The 15,613-nt window shown below is 72.5% G+C and carries 12 protein-coding genes; 11 read left to right on the top strand and 1 reads right to left on the bottom strand.

Features of this window, described 5'->3' with window-relative positions; all coding sequences use genetic code 11:
* Positions 1-14: 14 nt before the first annotated feature.
* Both ACIQM3_RS05770 and glgB read left to right on the top strand, forming a co-directional pair.
* A complete protein-coding gene (locus tag ACIQM3_RS05770; RefSeq protein ID WP_401619207.1) occupies positions 15-1,457 on the top strand; it encodes a maltokinase in 1,443 nt (480 codons plus the stop codon).
* Between the two features lie 49 nt (positions 1,458-1,506).
* Positions 1,507-3,948 (top strand): 1,4-alpha-glucan branching enzyme, encoded by a 2,442-nt coding sequence (gene glgB / locus ACIQM3_RS05765; RefSeq protein WP_401619204.1) that lies wholly within the window; start codon positions 1,507-1,509, stop codon positions 3,946-3,948.
* A 197-nt stretch (positions 3,949-4,145) separates the two neighbouring features.
* Here glgB and ACIQM3_RS05760 read toward each other — a convergent pair whose 3' ends face one another.
* Positions 4,146-4,604, bottom strand: coding sequence for a hypothetical protein (locus ACIQM3_RS05760; protein ID WP_401619201.1), 459 nt, complete (start codon positions 4,602-4,604; stop codon positions 4,146-4,148).
* A 324-nt stretch (positions 4,605-4,928) separates the two neighbouring features.
* Between ACIQM3_RS05760 and ACIQM3_RS05755 the strand changes: the two genes are divergently transcribed.
* From ACIQM3_RS05755 to ACIQM3_RS05715, 9 genes are all read left to right on the top strand, one after another.
* Positions 4,929-5,648, top strand: a complete 720-nt coding sequence (locus ACIQM3_RS05755; RefSeq protein ID WP_401619199.1) for an IclR family transcriptional regulator — start codon at positions 4,929-4,931, stop codon at positions 5,646-5,648.
* Between the two features lie 335 nt (positions 5,649-5,983).
* Positions 5,984-7,741 carry a hypothetical protein gene (locus ACIQM3_RS05750; protein WP_401619197.1) on the top strand — a complete coding sequence of 586 codons (1,758 nt, stop codon included), beginning with the start codon at positions 5,984-5,986 and terminating at the stop codon, positions 7,739-7,741.
* On the top strand, positions 7,738-8,589 hold the full coding sequence (locus tag ACIQM3_RS05745; RefSeq protein ID WP_401619194.1) for a hypothetical protein: 852 nt from the start codon (positions 7,738-7,740) through the stop codon (positions 8,587-8,589). Before ACIQM3_RS05750 ends, ACIQM3_RS05745 begins: the two co-directional genes overlap by 4 nt.
* On the top strand, positions 8,586-9,596 hold the full coding sequence (locus ACIQM3_RS05740) for a membrane dipeptidase (protein WP_401619191.1): 1,011 nt from the start codon (positions 8,586-8,588) through the stop codon (positions 9,594-9,596). The genes ACIQM3_RS05745 and ACIQM3_RS05740 overlap by 4 nt, the downstream gene beginning before the upstream one ends.
* 158 nt (positions 9,597-9,754) lie before the next feature.
* Positions 9,755-11,383 (top strand): ABC transporter substrate-binding protein, encoded by a 1,629-nt coding sequence (locus ACIQM3_RS05735; RefSeq protein WP_401619188.1) that lies wholly within the window; start codon positions 9,755-9,757, stop codon positions 11,381-11,383.
* A gap of 3 nt (positions 11,384-11,386) precedes the next feature.
* Positions 11,387-12,517 (top strand): ABC transporter permease, encoded by a 1,131-nt coding sequence (locus tag ACIQM3_RS05730; protein ID WP_401619186.1) that lies wholly within the window; start codon positions 11,387-11,389, stop codon positions 12,515-12,517.
* Positions 12,514-13,401, top strand: coding sequence for an ABC transporter permease (locus ACIQM3_RS05725; RefSeq protein ID WP_401619183.1), 888 nt, complete (start codon positions 12,514-12,516; stop codon positions 13,399-13,401). Before ACIQM3_RS05730 ends, ACIQM3_RS05725 begins: the two co-directional genes overlap by 4 nt.
* The gene (locus ACIQM3_RS05720; RefSeq protein WP_401619180.1) at positions 13,401-14,558 is read left to right on the top strand and encodes an ABC transporter ATP-binding protein; all 1,158 of its coding nucleotides are present in this window, start codon (positions 13,401-13,403) and stop codon (positions 14,556-14,558) included. The genes ACIQM3_RS05725 and ACIQM3_RS05720 overlap by 1 nt, the downstream gene beginning before the upstream one ends.
* Entirely contained in the window at positions 14,555-15,580 is a 1,026-nt protein-coding gene (locus tag ACIQM3_RS05715; protein ID WP_401619178.1) for an ABC transporter ATP-binding protein, read from the top strand. Before ACIQM3_RS05720 ends, ACIQM3_RS05715 begins: the two co-directional genes overlap by 4 nt.
* The last annotated feature ends 33 nt before the right edge of the window (positions 15,581-15,613 follow it).

Genomic DNA, 15,613 nt, shown 5'->3' with positions numbered 1-15,613 from the left:
AAGGACGCGATGCCATGTCGGAGGCTGCATCCACTCGAGTCGCCCTGGCGAAGAGCACAACATCAAGAAAGACGACAAGAAGACATTCGACGAGCACCACGGGCACCACCGCCCTGCTGCCGTCGCTCGTCCCGCTGCTCCACGAGTGGGTGCCACGGCAGCGGTGGTTCGCGGGCAAGGGGCAGGCCGTCACCGGCTTCTCCCTCGTCGCGGCCACCGAGATACTGCCTCTGGACGCCGCGGGCGCGGGCCCCGGACTGCTGCATCTGCTCGTCCGGGTGCACCAGCCGGGCGGCCGCCCCGCGCCTGCCCAGGGGGACTGCTACCAGCTGCTGCTCGGCGTGCGCACCACGCTGCCCCCGCGCCTGGCCGAAGCCCGCATCGGGCAGGTCACGGACGGGCCGCTGGCCGGCCTCACCCTGTACGAGGGGCTGCACGACCCGCGCGTCGCCGACCTCCTGCTGGAACGATTCCGTAACCCCGGATCCCTGGGCCCCCTCCGCTTCGACCGGGCGGAGCCGATCCCGCCGGGCCTCACCCCGCGCGTCCTGGACGCCGAGCAGTCCAACTCCTCGCTCGTCTTCGGGGACGCCTTCATCCTGAAGATCTTCCGCAGGGTCTTCCCCGGCATCAATCCCGATCTCGAACTTCCCCTCGCGCTCGGCCGCGAGGGCTGCCGCCGGGTACCCGCCCCGGTGGCCTGGTTCGAGGCGACGACGAGCGCGGAGCCGCTCACGCTCGGGGTGCTGCAGCCGTTCCTGCGCGGTGCTCAGGACGGCTGGCAGCTGGCGCTCGCCGCGCTGGCCGCCGGGCGGGACTTCGTGCCGGAGGCGCACGCGCTCGGCCGGGCCACCGCCGAGGTGCACATCGCGCTCGCCGCCGCACTGCCGACGCCGCCCCTGGCCCACGACCGGACCAGGGACCTGGTGGCCGGGATGGTGGAGCGGCTGGAGGCCGCCGCCCAGGCGGTACCGGCCCTCGTCCCGTACGTACCGGGGCTGCGCACCGCCTTCGACGCGGTCGCGGCGCTCGGGGACACGGAGTGCGGCTGGGCGGCGCAGCGGATCCACGGGGACCTGCACCTCGGCCAGACCCTGCGGGGGGACGACGGCTTCTGGTCGCTGATCGACTTCGAGGGCGAGCCGGCCAGGCCGCTGCCCGAACGGCGCGCGCCGCAGCCGACGGTGCGTGACGTCGCGGGGATGCTCAGGTCCTTCGACTACGCGGCCCGCTCGCACCACCCCTGGAACCCCGAATGGGCGGCCCGCTGCCGTGCCGCGTACTGCGAGGGCTACGCCCGCGCGGCGGGTTCCGATCCACGCGCCGAGCCGGAGCTGCTGCGCGCCCACGAGACCGACAAGGCGGTGTACGAGGTGCTGTACGAGGCCCGCCACCGCCCCGACTGGCTGCCGGTCCCGATGGCCGCCATCCAGCGCCTGGCCGGCACGACCGCGTGACCTCCGCTCCCACCACTCACCCCCCGAGCCTTCCGAGGAGGCAGTCTCTGTGACCGCCCGCAAGCCGTCCCGCAAGTCCTCCGATCCCATCGAGGTCCCTCCCACCGCCAAGCCGGTGACCACCGAGGTCACCGCCCCCGCGACTCCACCCGCCGTGGCTCCCGCCCCCGCCGAAGCACCCGCGGCCGCATCCGCGGACACGCCCGCGGACACGCCTCCGCCGCCTCCGGTGAAGCGCGCCCGGGCCAGGAAGACGACGGCCGCGGCCACCGGCGCCCCGCCCCGCCCCCGGCGCGGCGGAGGAAGCAAGAACGTGCTGCCCGCCACCACCCTGGACGACGCGGACCGGGGCCGGCTGCTCGCCGGTGAGCACCACGATCCGCACGGGCTCCTGGGCGCGCACCCGGCCCCGGGCGGAGTGCTCTTCCGGGTGCTGCGCCCCTTCGCCCTCTCGGTGACGGTGCTGGCCGGGGGCAAGAAGGCCGAGCTGCAGAGCGACGGCGACGGCTTCTTCTCGGGGGTCCTGCCGCTGCCCGCCGTGCCGGACGGGTACCGCCTCCAGGTCGCGTACGACGACAACACGATCGAGGTGGACGACCCGTACCGCTTCCTGCCCGCCATCGGCGAACTCGATCTGCACCTCATCGGTGAGGGCCGGCACGAGGAGCTCTGGAAGGCTCTCGGCTCAGAGCCGATGGAGCACCAGGGGGTGCCCGGCACCCGCTTCACCGTCTGGGCGCCGAACGCGCGCGGGGTCCGGGTCGCGGGCGACTTCAACTACTGGGACGGCACCGGCTTCCCCATGCGCTCGCTCGGCTCCACCGGCGTCTGGGAGGTCTTCCTCCCGGGTGTCGGCGAGGGCGCCGTCTACAAGTACGACATCTGCCGGCCCGACGGGTCGCACACCCAGCGGGCCGACCCGATGGCCCGGCACACCGAAGTCCCGCCCGCCACCGCCTCGGTGGTCACGGCCTCGCGCCACGAGTGGCAGGACGCGGACTGGATGGCCCACCGCGGCGACCGGCCGGTCCACGAGTCCCCGTTCTCCGTCTACGAGATCCACCTCCCCTCCTGGCGGCCGGGCCTCAGCTACCGCCAGCTGGCCTCCCAGCTTCCCGCCTACGTGCGGGAACTCGGCTTCACCCATGTGGAGTTGATGCCGGTCTCGGAGCACCCCTTCGGCGGCTCCTGGGGCTACCAGGTCACCGGCTTCTTCGCGCCGACGTCCCGCATGGGCACCCCGGACGACTTCCGCTTCCTGGTCGACGCGCTGCACGCGGCGGGCATCGGTGTCCTGATGGACTGGGTGCCTGCGCACTTCCCCCGCGACGACTGGGCACTCGCCGAGTTCGACGGTCGCCCGCTGTACGAGCACTCCGACCCGAACCGGGCCGCGCACCCGGACTGGGGCACCCTGGAGTTCGACTACGGCCGCAAGGAGGTCCGTAACTTCCTGGTCTCCAACGCCACTTACTGGTGCGAGGAGTTCCACATCGACGGACTGCGGGTCGACGCGGTCGCCTCCATGCTCTACCTCGACTACTCCCGCGAGGACGGCCAGTGGTCACCGAACGAGTTCGGGGGCCGGGAGAACCTGGACGCGGTCGCCTTCCTCCAGGAGATGAACGCGACGGTCTACCGGCGCAACCCGGGTGTCGTCACGATGGCGGAGGAGTCCACCGCCTGGGAGGGGGTCACCCGCGCCACGGACCACGGCGGCCTGGGCTTCGGTCTGAAGTGGAACATGGGCTGGATGCACGACTCCCTCGTGTACATGTCCAAGGAGCCCATCCACCGCAAGTACCACCACAACGAGATGACCTTCTCGATGGTGTACGCGTACAGCGAGAACTACGTGCTGCCGATCTCGCACGACGAGGTGGTGCACGGCAAGCAGGCGCTGGTCACCAAGATGCCCGGCGACTGGTGGCAGCGGCGGGCCAACCACCGCGCCTACCTGGGCTTCATGTGGGCGCACCCCGGTAAGCAACTCCTCTTCATGGGCCAGGAGTTCGCGCAGGGCGCCGAGTGGTCCGAGGGCCACGGCCCGGACTGGTGGCTGCTCGACGAGACGTACGAGGCCTCCGGCGACCACCGGGGCGTCCGCTCCCTGGTCACGGACCTCAACGCGGTCTACAACGCGCTGCCCGCGCTCTGGCAGCGGGACACCTCGCCGGAGGGCTTCAGCTGGATCGACGGCGGCGCCGCGGAGGACAACGCGTTCGCGTTCGTCCGCTACGACGCGGACGGATCACCGCTGATCGCCGTCTCCCACTTCTCCCCCGTGGTGCGGAACGACTACCGGATCGGCGTACCGGACGGCCCCGAGGCCTGGGTGGAGGTCATCAACACGGACGCGGCCCGCTACGGCGGCAGCGACGTACGCAACGAGGAGCCGCTGAAGCCGGAGGCGGTACAGGCGCACGGCAGGGACACCAGCATCACGCTGACGCTCCCACCGCTGGCGACGGTCTGGCTGCGGCCGGCCTGACCTCACGGCGCCTGCTCCCCGGGGCCCGCACCACGAGAGCGTGGTGCGGGCCCCGGCCACGCAGAGGCCGGGTCGATGAGAGGTAGCGGACACTTGGACCTCCCGCGACCTCAGCCTTCGGGAGAGCACACGGTCCGTAAGCTCACTCCGAGTCGCACCGGGGCGCCCCGCGCCCACGACCGAGCCGGCGCGCCTGCCTACTTGAGCGTGTACGAGCAGGGCTTGCCCGTCTTGCCACCCTCGTTCTCGACGACCGTCTTACCGTCGACGGTGATCGAACACCCCGCCGCGACGAGCATGCCGTCGGCCGCGGTCGTGTTGCCCGGCGTGACGAGCACCAGCCGGCCGACCTCGCGCTCAGCGCCCCGCGGGGCGATGGTGGCCGTCTTCGTCCACGGCAGGTCCACCTCCGCGAAGTCCGAGTCGTCGAGGGTGTACATGACGTTGCTCTTGCCGGTCCCCTCGACCTTGATCGTCACCTCGTGCGAGGCGCCTTCCTTCACGCCGCTTCCGCCGCTCTCCTCCGACTTCGCGGACTCCTGAGCAGCGGGGCTGCTCCCTTTGCCCGCCTCGGCCGGCTTCTCCGCGTCACCACCGCAGCCCGTCAGCAGAGCGGCCGCCAGAACGAAGGCCGTCGCGGTAAGTGTCCTGCGCATTGCTTCCCCCATGATCGATGTCCCCCGGCGCGCTCGACACGTTCCGGGTCCGGGAAGATCGTAGTCAGCCGCACAGGGTGGCGCGGGCCCAGCGCCGTCTCCGTATGGAAGACGCACGGAGGTGACACACCGAACTCGCCGGATCCCCATATTCGTAAGTCAGATGCGCTCATCGGAATGAAATCCAAGGCACACGCAGGTGAATACCGCACCTGATGGTGTGTCTGTTGTTTTTCTTCAGGCAACCATTGACGGCCCGACGAGTGCGGTGTTTTAGTGACGCATCCCGATCGGAGACAGTGTCCTCTTATAGGAGACAGCGCATTGGCCACCCAGATCCTCACCTCCTCGCTCAAGACGCTGGAGGTCCTCGCCGCCCTCGCCGACGAGCCGCAGGGCGTGGGTGTCTCCGAGCTGGCCCGTCGCACAGGTGGCAGCCGGGGCTATGTGCACCGGCAGTTGGTGACCCTGTGCGCCGGCGGCTGGGCCGAGCAGGCGGAGGACGGGACCTACCGGCTCAGCCTCCGTGTCTCCCGGCTCTCCGACGCCGCGTTCGCCCAGGCCGGGCTCGGCCACCGGGCCACCGCCGCGATGGAGGAACTGGCCGCCCTGATCGACGAGACGGTGTCGCTGGCCGTCCTCGACGGCGACTCGGCGCGGATCGTGCAGCGGGTCGAGGTGGACCGGCTGCTGCGTGTCGACTCCCGGATCGAGGCGCGGATGCCGATCTCGGACACCGCCTCCGGCCGGGTGCTCACCGCCTGGGCACTGCCGCACGACCTGGAGGCGCTGCGCGAGGCGGGCGTAGCGACCGCTCGTGACGCGGAGTTGGAGCACATCCGGGAGATCGGCTACGCGATCTCGCTGCCGAACCGGCTGGAGCCGACGGTCGCCGTGGCGGCCCCGGTCTTCGACGCCAGGCGCCGGGTGATGGCGGCGCTGTCCGTGGTCGGCCCGATGGTGCGTTTCGACGCCGAGGCGGCTGCGGGTGACGCCGTGGCCTGCGCCGCCCGCGTGACCAAGATCGTCTCCGGGAGCAGGTGACCGCCGCCGCCCGATACCTCGCCACCGGGCCCTGACCCGGACCCCGTACGCATGACCCGCCCCGCCCCGCTCAAGGTCCCGGCCCTCGTCCGCCCGGACACGGCACACCGCGGTCCTGCGGCGCCGCCGCCCCCGACCGGGGCGTGCCCCGCCGCACCGCCGCCTCCCCGCACCACCCTCGCGACCGGATCTCACCCCCTGCCGGCCGTGCCCTCCGTACACCCACCGTGCCTGGCCCCGGGCTGCCCTCCGCCCTGCCCCGCACCCCCTCTGACGCCCCGAGGAAGCCGGATCGCCGGCACCGCACCGCATGACCCGTACGAAAGGAACCATCCGTGGCACCACAGCCCAGCCTGGCCGGGCCCGCCGGCCGGCCGGCCGCCGAGATCATGACCTCGACCGCCCTCTCCTCCCTGCAGGCCGGGCGCCTCTCGTCGGCCCGCTCCCTGGTCAACCGGATGCTTCGCGAGGACTGGCGCGTCGAGCGCCGCTCGCTGACCGTCGAGGCGGACGGCAGCGGCGAGGCCGTCTACCGCATCCACGCCGCGGACCGGGTCATGGACTTCGTGGCCTTCGCCTTCCCGCCGTCGTCGCAGGAGCGCACCCTGCGCATCTTCGACCTCGGTTGGGACATGATGGGCGCCCTCCTCGACGGTCCCGCAACGGCCGAGGACGTCGAGCACACCCGCAACGAGATGCCGCGCCTCTACCACGGCCGCGCCACCGGGCACACGCTCACCTGGTGCCGCGCCAACCGCTCGCTGCGCGTCTTCGAGCACGTCGTGGAGGCGCTGGCCGCGGGCCGGCAGCCCGACACCGTCGCTCTCGCCCGCGTCGGCTATCTGATGCGCAACATCGGCCTCGACGGCAACGGCACCTTCGGCACCCGTACGTTCCTCTCGTACGGCGACGACCATCCGCTCGCGGTGCCGTACCACGCCCAGTTGCTGTCCGCCTACATGATGCGCGAGCTGAGCGCGGACCTGGTCGAGGCGCTGGCCGCCCGCCGCTCGGGCAAGGCTGTGGCCCTCGATCCGCAGGTGCGCCGATTCCTCGGTGTCGGCAACAGCTCCGCGCTCGGTCTGGTCCTGTGGGTCGGCAACCACCCGATGCTGGTGGACCGCTGGATCTCGCTGCGCGAGCAGGCCCTCGCCCACGCCCGCGGCCTCGCGGCGGCGCCCGGTTCCGGCGTGGCGGACGCCCTCGTCGCCCTGCTGGAGCGGGCCGCCGTCTACCAGAGCGAAGACGTCAACGAGTACACCTGCTTCACCCCCGCCGAGCGGATCGTCGCCGACCTGCGACGCGTGCTCGCCGCGATCCCCGGACGCGCCGCCGCGGCGGTGGCGGACGGCCGGGTGCCGACGGTGGCCGAGCTGGTCGACGGCGTCGAGGACGTCTGCGACGAGGCAGCCGAGGTCGTCAACTCCGTACTCACCGAGCTGGACCCGGCGGAGTCGGACCGGCTCGCGGCGGGGCTCACGGTCAACGAGACGTTCCGCCGGGACGGTTCGATGGCCGCCGGTGAGCTGCGCGCGCTGCTCGCCGAGCGGTACGCCTGGGCTCTCGCCGTCGACCGGACGGCGCCGGGCGCGGTCGCCAACACCTGGTACAAGTCCCGGTCCGCCGAGGAGCCCCGGTGCGGCGCCACCGCCGAACTGCCCGAGGGCACCGTCGATCTCACCGTGGACATCCCCGGCATGGTCCAGCACCTCGACGGCGTGCTCGCCGCCGAGGACCCCGCCCTGCCCGTCGGACGCCTCCTCGCGCGCCGCCCCGAGCTGCGGGGAGCCGTCGAGCGCCTCCAGTCCCTCGCCGGGCACGCGTACGCCGTACCGCACACCAACATCCGTGACGCCGCCTTCGTGCCCGCGCGGATCATCCGCCTGGCGAACGCCGCCCTCTACGGCCTGGAACGCACCAAGGACTACCTCGGCCGTGACCTGCGCGGCGTGATCTTCCAGGGCGCTCCCACCGCCGCCGACCTGGCGGGTGCCGGCACCGGCCCGTGGTTCTGGCCCGCCGTGCCGCGCCCCGCCGACACCGTCGTCCTCGACGCGCCCGCACCCGCCCCCTCGAACGGAGCCGCCCGATGACCTCCGCCACGCTCACCAGCGGCACCGGGAGCGACGGCGCCGCCGACCGCCTCGGACGCACCTGGCAGAACGCCTCCGACGCCGAGACCCTCCGCCTGTCACTGCGCGAACTACGGCTCATCACCGAGCGCCTGCTCCAGGCCCAGGGCCTCGCGCTCGGCGCCGTACCCGCCGTACGCGACCTGGTGCTGCACGCCCAGGCCGCCGGGCTGCCCGCGCTCCAGTTCCTCGCCGACGGACTCGGCGAGGCCGACCGCGAGGGCTCGGGCCGGGTGGAGATCGCCGCCGAGGCCCCGGGCGCTCTCGTGACCGACTGTCTCGGCCAGAGCGCCCTCGTCGTCGCCCCCGCCCTGCTCGACCTGCTCCAGGCCGAACCCGGCGAGCGGGTCACTCTGTGGGCCGGGCGCGTCGAGCGCGCGGAACTCGCCGCCGTACTGGAGCACCAGGGCACCGACCGGGGCGTGGTGATCACGGTGACGCCCACCCGGTCGGACGCCGTGCCGGCCGCCGGGCTGCCTCCGCTGCCCGAGGCCCTGGCCGGTGACGGCGTACTCCTCGTCATGGAGCGCCGCGAGCCCGAACTGCCCGACGACGGCGAACTGTTGCGGCTGATGCCGCTCGTCGGCTCGCTGCCGGCGGCCCGCGCGGTACACACCGGTGTCGAGACCCCCGCCGCCCTGTGGTGGTCGCTCTTCGAGGACTCCGCACACGCGCTGTCCACGGAGTCGGTGACCTCTCTCAAGCACGCCGGCGCGACCGCCGTCGACGAGAACGGCGTGATCGAACCCGACCTCACCGACGACGTGGACTTCGTCGGCGGCACGGCCAAGAACGAGGAGCAGCGATGAACATCGACGGACTCGAGTGCGGCGTCTTCAACCGGACGGTCTTCGAGGAGCTGCGCGCCGGGCGCGTGGACTGCGTGACCAACACCATCGCGTTCTGGGAGAACGCGGCGGAGACCATGCAGGCCCTCGCCGACTGGTACGGGATGGAACGCGACAACGCCGATCTCATACGGATCGCGTACTCCACGGCCGACATCGAGTCGGCTGCCGCCGAGGGCCGCACCGCCGTCCTCATGGGGACCCAGAACGCCTCCCCGATCGAGGACCGGCTGGACTACATCGAGCTGTTCGCCCGCATGGGCCTGCGGGTCATGCAGCTCACCTACAACATCCAGAACACCCTGGGCGCGAGCTGCTACGAGACCACCGACGCCGGCCTGACCCGTTTCGGCCGCAACGCCGTCGAGGAGATGAACCGCTGCGGCGTCCTCGTCGACTGCTCGCACGTCGGCGACCGGACCTCGTACGACGCGATCCACGCGTCGGCCGTGCCGGTGGCGGTCAACCACGCCAATCCGCGCGAGTTCTTCGACCACGCCCGCAACAAGCGGCCCGAGGTCATCGACGCGCTCGCGGAGCGGGGCGGGGTGCTCGGCCTGACGATGTATCCGAACATCGCCGGCGAGTGGAGCGAGACCGTCGAGAGCTGGTGCGAGCTGGTCGCCCGCACCGTGGAGCGGATCGGGGTCGATCACGTCGGTGTCGGTTCCGACCTGGGGCGCTTCCTCACCGAGGAGCACATGGTGGAGATGCGCAAGGGCCACTGGACGCGCGGCCCCGAGTACGGCGCGGGTAAGCCCGGCCAGTCGCCGGTCGTGCCGGACCCGGAGTGGTTCGAGACGTCGGCCCAGTTCGGCAACATCCCCGACGGGCTCGCCAAGGCCGGTTTCTCACCCGCCGAGGTCGAGAAGCTGTGCGGCGGCAACTGGCTGCGCCTGTACCGGCAGACCATCGACGTGGACCTGCAGGGCGGCCCGCCGGCCGTACCCGTGACCGCCTCGGCCTGACCGTCCGGCCCGGCGGCGGACCGCCAACCGCCGCCGGGCCGCCACCGAGGTACCCGTCAGCCGCCGTACGCACCCGGAGCGAGCCCCACGCCCCGGGACGCCACCCAGGAGTGACTCCCCCGCCTCCTCCCTGCCCGTCTCTCCGAGTGGAGACCCCGATGCCCCACCGTCCCCTCGCACCCCGGCCACACCGGCGCACTTTCGCCGCCCTCGCGCTGGCCGCCGCCCTGACCGCCTCGCTCTCCTCCTGCGCGACCGCAGGTGTGTCCGTCGAAGCCGCGCGCCACACCCTCGTCGTCGACACGGCGTTCAACGCCAAGTCCATCGACCCGGCCCGCGTCTACCAGCCCACCGACTACCTCGTCGACCACGCGCTGTACGAGACGCTGACCACCTACCGGGGAGACGACCTCCGTACCCCCGTGCCCGGCCTGGCCGCGTCCTGGTCCAACTCCGGGGACGGGCAGTCCTGGACGTTCACCCTCCGGGAGGACGCCCGCTTCTCCGACGGCACCCCCGTGGAGGCGAGCGACGTCGTCTTCTCCTTCGACCGGCTGCGTCACGTCGACGCCAGCCCCGCCTACCTGATGGCCGGGATCACCGTCGAGGCCGAGGACGCGCGGACCGTCGTCCTGACCACAGAGACCCCCCGCGCCGATGTGCCCGCCATGCTCGTCACCCCGCAGTTCGGGGTGCTCAACGCCGACGCGGTCCGCGCGCACGGCGGCACCGACGCGAAGAACGCGGTCACCGAGGACAAGGCCGAGACCTGGCTGAACACGGCGTCCGCGGGCTCCGGGGCGTACCGGCTGAAGAGTTACAGCAACTCCTCGCAGATCGTCCTGGAGGCCAACCCGGAGTACGCCGGTGACGCCCCGGCCTACCCCCGGGTGATCATCCGGAACGTGCCGTCCGCACAGCAGCAGCTGCTCGGGGTGCAGTCCGGTGACTCGCAGATCGCCCTCGACATCTCGGCGCTGCAGACCAAGGGCCTGCACGGCGCCGACCTCGCCGTCGACAACAGCCGGGCGGCAGAGGTGCTCTATCTCGCGGTCAGCCGCGCGAAGAACCTCCCCACCGCCTCCGACGACGTACGGAAGGCCATCCGGCTCGGCATCGACTACGAGGGCCTCGTCGAGGTCGCCGGGCCCGGCTCCACCCAGGCCACCGGCATCCTGCCGACCGTGTTCACCGGGGGTCTCGGCAAGGCGGACGCCGCCGCCCACGACTCCCGCGCGGCCCGCGCGCTCGTCGAGAAGGCCAAGAAGGAACAGGGCCTGAAGAAGATCGAGCTGACCCTCGACTACGCCAGTGACTACCACCGGCTGGCCGGCCTCGACTACGGCGTCATGGCCCAGCGCATCCAGAGCGACCTGGGGAAGATCGGGATCACCGTCACGCTCCGCCCCTCGCCGACGTCGACCTCCCTGCAGCGGTATGTGGACGGCAAGACGCAGCTCGCCCTGTGGTCCTATCCGCCCGACTACCTCGACCCGCAGAACGTCCTCGGCTTCGCGCCCGGCGACTTCCTCTCCAAGCGGGTGCACTGGCCCGCGAAGGCCGCTCCCGGGCTCGCCGCCCTCACGGAGAAGGCATACGGCTCGGTCGACGAGCAGGACCGGCTCACCGCCTACACGGCGTGGAACCGGGCGATGAACGAGGACGGCCCCTTCGTCCCGCTGCTGGAGCCGAACTTCGTCACCGTCGCCTCGTCCGAGGTCACCGGACTCGTCCGCAACCCGCTCTACTACCTCGATCTGGCCGCGCTCGGCCGCTCGGAGGGGTGACCCATGACCGACACCACCGGCACCGCCGCCGGCACCGCCCTCGCCGGGCCGGCCCCCGCACCGGCGGGCCCACCGGCCCCCGCCGGGAACGCTCGCCGTGGCCGCCGGAGGATGCCGCCCCTGCTGGCGTACGCACTGCGCCGCGTCGCGTCCTCGGTGCTGATCGTCTTCGGCGTCACCCTGGTGACCTTCCTCCTCAGCTCCGTCGTCCCGGCGGATCCGGCCACCGCCAACCTCGGCCAGCGCGCCCTCGACGACCCCGAGATCGTCGCCCGCTACCGCGCCGACCAGGGACTCGACCGGTCGCTGCCCGTGCAGTACGCCTCCTATCTCGGCAATCTGCTCACCGGAGACCTGGGTACCTCGCAGCAGACGCAGCGCCCGGTCCTCGACGACCTCGCCGAGAAGCTGCCCGCCACCCTCGAACTGGTCGTCGTCGCCACCGTGATGGCCATCGTCATCGGCGTGCTGTTCGGCGTACTCGCCGCGAAGGGGCGCGGCGGCCGCCTCGACCGGACCTCCCGCACCCTGTCGCTCACCGGGGTCTCCCTGCCGACCTTCTGGATCGGCATGGTCGCCGCCGTGCTGTTCGTCAAGAACCTCGGCATCCTGCCCGGTTCCGGACGGCTCGCCCCGGCCCTCGATCCACCGGCCCGGATCACCGGCTTCTACACGGCCGACGCGCTCCTGGCCGGCGACCTGGGCGCCTTCGCCTCGGCGGCCGCCCATCTCGTCCTGCCGGCATCGGTCCTCGCCCTGTCCGTCATCGGCATGGTGCTGCGCTTCACCCGCAGCGCCGTACTCGAAGCGCTCTCCTCCGACTTCGTGAAGGCGGGGCGCGCCAAGGGACTTCGCGCACGCGGCGTCCTGTGGGGGTACGCGGTGCGCTCGGCGTCCGGCCAGCTGATCACCGCCACCACCCTCTCCTTCAGCCTGCTGCTCGCCGCGACCGTCTACATCGAGCAGCAGTTCTCCTGGAACGGCATCGGCCAGTACGCCTTCCGCAGCTCGACCAACCTCGACCTGCCCGCCGTGATGGGCGTATCCATCCTCATCGCCCTGGTCTTCGTCGTGGTCAACCTGGTCGCCGACCTGCTGTACGCCGCCTTCGACCCGAGGATCCGCCTGTCATGACCGCCACCCTCACCCCGGTCACCGCGCCGGGTCTCCACGCGGGACGGGTGGCCGGCGCCTGGCGCTGGGCACGCCGCAACCCCGCCCAGGGCGTCGCCGTCGGCGTGCTGCTCCTGTGGCTGATCGTCATTCTCCTCGCCCCCGTACTGGCGCCGTACGACCCCCTCGACCAGAGCGCGGTGCCCCTCGAAGGCGTGTCGTCCGCGCACTGGCTCGGCACCGACCCGGCCGGGCGGGACGTACTCTCCCGCGTCCTGTACGGCGCCCGGCTCTCCGTCCCGGTCGGGCTGCTGCTCATCACCGCGACCGCAGTGATCGGCACGGTCGTCGGTCTTGTCGCGGGCTTCTTCGGCGGCTGGGTCGACGAGGTCCTGATGCGGATCACCGATGTCGTCTTCGCCTTCCCGGTGATCATCCTGGCGATGGCCGTGGCTGCCTCGCTCGGCCCGTCCCTGCCCAACTCCGTCCTCGCGGGCGCTCTCGTCTGGTGGCCGGGGTACGCGCGCACCGTGCGCTCCACCGTGCTCTCGCTGCGCGAGTCGGACTTCGTGCACGCCAACCGGCTCGCGGGGGTCGGTTCGGTCCGCTCGATCCTCGTGGACCTGGTGCCCGGCGTCGCCGGCTCGCTGCTCGTCCTCGCCATGCTGGACGTCGGCGGCGCCATCCTGCTGCTCGCCGGGCTGTCCTTCCTGGGGCTCGGTGCCAGGCCGCCGGCCGCCGAATGGGGATCGATGATCTCCGAGGCCTCGCAGTACTTCAACCAGTGGTGGCTCGCGGTCGTTCCCGGCCTCGCCATCGTCACGGTCGTGGTCGCCTTCAACGTCCTGGGCGACGCCCTGCGCGACCGGCTCGACCCCAAGCTCTCGACCGCTGGAGAACGATGATGAGTGGGGACAACACCCTCGGCGCGCGCACCCCGCTGGACTCCCGCGCGGGTACGGGCACAGCACGTACCGGTACGACTGGTTCCGTCACGGCCGTCGAGCCTCTCCTCGACGTACGGGACCTGACGGTCACCCTGCCCCGGGCCGGACGGGACATCCGGCTCGTCGACGGTGTCGGTCTCGCCGTCCGCCCCGGGGAGATCCTCGGGATCGCCGGGGAGTCCGGGAGCGGCAAGACGGTGACGGGCATGACCCTGGTCGGCCTCGGCCCGGAACACGCCAGGGTCACCGGCTCGGTCCGCTTCGACGGGCGCGAGCTGGTCGGGCTCCCCGACAAGGAGTGGGGGCAGGTGCGCGGCCGGGACATCGCGGTCGTCTTCCAGGACCCGTCCTCCGCCCTGCACCCGATGCTCACCGTGGGGCGGCAGATCACCGATCACGTCCGCCGTCACCAGGGCGTCAGCCGCAAGCAGGCGGCGGCCCGCGCCGTCGAGCTGCTCGACCTGGTGCGCATCCCCGGCGGGGCCTCGGCCGCCGCCCGCTATCCGCACCAGTTCTCCGGGGGCATGCGCCAGCGCATCGCCATCGCCTCCGCCCTGGCCTGCGGTCCGCGTCTGCTCATCGCCGACGAGCCGACCACTGCCCTCGACGTCACCGTCCAGGCCGGGATCGTCGAACTCCTCGACGAGCTGCGGCGCGAGACGGGCATGGCCGTCGTCCTGGTCACCCACGACCTCGGCGTCCTGTCCTCGACAGCGGACCGGATCGCCGTCTTCTACTCCGGCCGGGTCATCGAGACCGGCACCGTCGGCGAGGTCATCGGCTCCCCTCAGCACCCGTACACGCGTGGCCTGTTGCAGGCGCTGCCGCACGCGTCGCTCGGCGAGCGCTCCGCCGTCGGGCACGCCGTGCCGCTGCGCCCCATCCCCGGTTCGGCCCCGGCCGCCGACGCACCCGTACCCGGCTGCCCGTTCCACCCGCGCTGCTCGTCGGCCGTCGACGGCTGCGACCGCACGCGCCCCGTACCGGTCAGCATCGGCCCTGCCCGTACGGTCGCCTGCGTGCTGGCCGAGCCCGGTGCCGTCCGTCCCACCGACACCCCGTCGCCCCCCGGCCCCGTCCCCGCGGCCGATGCCCCCGCCAGGAGGAAGGCATGACCGTGAACGCCGGCCACCCGGTCGCACCACTGCTCCGCGTCGAGGACGTGGTCGTCGAGTACCCCCGCAAGGGGCTGCCCCCGATGCGCGCCCTGGCCGGGGTCGGTCTGGAGGTCGCCCCTGGTGAGATCGTCGGCATCGTCGGTGAGTCCGGCTGCGGCAAGTCCACCCTGGCTCGCGCCGTCACCGGGCTCGCCCCCGCGCACGCCGGCTCGGTCACCTTCGACGGCACACCGGTCGGCGCCGTGGGGCGGCGACGCCGCGCCCCCGGCCTGCTGCCGCTGCAGATGGTCTTCCAGGACCCGAACGCCTCACTCAACCCGCGGCGCACCATCGGCGCGCAGATCCAGGAGGTCGTGGTCGCCCGCGAGCGCGCACTGGGCGCCAGGCGCGGGCGCCGCGATCCGGAGACCGCGCGCGAGGCCGTCGAGGCGCTGCGCCGGGTCGGCCTTCCGGACGGAGCGGCGGAGAAGTATCCGCACGAGTTCTCCGGCGGGCAGCGGCAGCGGGCGGCCATCGCCAGGGCGCTCGCCTCCCGCCCGAAGATGATCGTCGCGGACGAGCCGGTGTCGGCCCTCGACGCCTCCGCGCAGGCGGCGGTGGCGAATCTGCTGCGGGACCTGTCGCGCGAGGAGGGCATCGCCCTCGCGTTCATCTCGCACGACCTGGCGGTGGTCGGCGCGCTCGCGGACCGGGTGGTCGTCATGTACCTGGGCCGCGTCGTCGAGACGGGCACCGTCGAGCAGATCTTCAACGCGCCGCAGCACCCGTACACACAGGCCCTGTTGGCCGCCGTACCGGTACCGGACGGCACCGGCGCCCGGCCTCGGGCGCTGACGGGCGAGGTCCCGGACCCGGGCAGCCCCCCGCCCGGCTGCCGCTTCCACCCCCGCTGCCCGCTCGCCGTCGACCGCTGCCGGACCGACGAGCCGGTCCTTCAGCGCGCCGGCGAGTCCGAGGTCGCCTGCTGGATCGCCCAGGCGCGGGATCCGGCCACGGTCCGATCCGGTCGGTCGGAGTGAGGTCACGGACGTGCGGGCCGCCCGCGACCTGGG

The sequence above is a fragment of the Streptomyces sp. NPDC091271 genome (assembly GCF_044757505.1).
Taxonomy (GTDB): Bacteria; Actinomycetota; Actinomycetes; order Streptomycetales; family Streptomycetaceae; genus Streptomyces.
This window is presented reverse-complemented; position numbering and strand designations above follow the sequence as displayed.

Bases quoted from the DNA above. Each gene is read 5' to 3' on its own strand.
- ACIQM3_RS05720 (WP_401619180.1), top strand. From the start codon at position 13,401: ATGAGTGGGGACAACACCCTCGGCGCGCGCACCCCGCTGGACTCCCGC.
- ACIQM3_RS05735 (WP_401619188.1), top strand. From the start codon at position 9,755: ATGCCCCACCGTCCCCTCGCACCCCGGCCACACCGGCGCACTTTCGCC.
- ACIQM3_RS05745 (WP_401619194.1), top strand. From the start codon at position 7,738: ATGACCTCCGCCACGCTCACCAGCGGCACCGGGAGCGACGGCGCCGCC.
- ACIQM3_RS05740 (WP_401619191.1), top strand. From the start codon at position 8,586: ATGAACATCGACGGACTCGAGTGCGGCGTCTTCAACCGGACGGTCTTC.
- ACIQM3_RS05760 (WP_401619201.1), bottom strand. From the start codon at position 4,604: ATGCGCAGGACACTTACCGCGACGGCCTTCGTTCTGGCGGCCGCTCTG.
- ACIQM3_RS05715 (WP_401619178.1), top strand. From the start codon at position 14,555: ATGACCGTGAACGCCGGCCACCCGGTCGCACCACTGCTCCGCGTCGAG.
- ACIQM3_RS05730 (WP_401619186.1), top strand. From the start codon at position 11,387: ATGACCGACACCACCGGCACCGCCGCCGGCACCGCCCTCGCCGGGCCG.
- ACIQM3_RS05770 (WP_401619207.1), top strand. From the start codon at position 15: ATGTCGGAGGCTGCATCCACTCGAGTCGCCCTGGCGAAGAGCACAACA.
- ACIQM3_RS05725 (WP_401619183.1), top strand. From the start codon at position 12,514: ATGACCGCCACCCTCACCCCGGTCACCGCGCCGGGTCTCCACGCGGGA.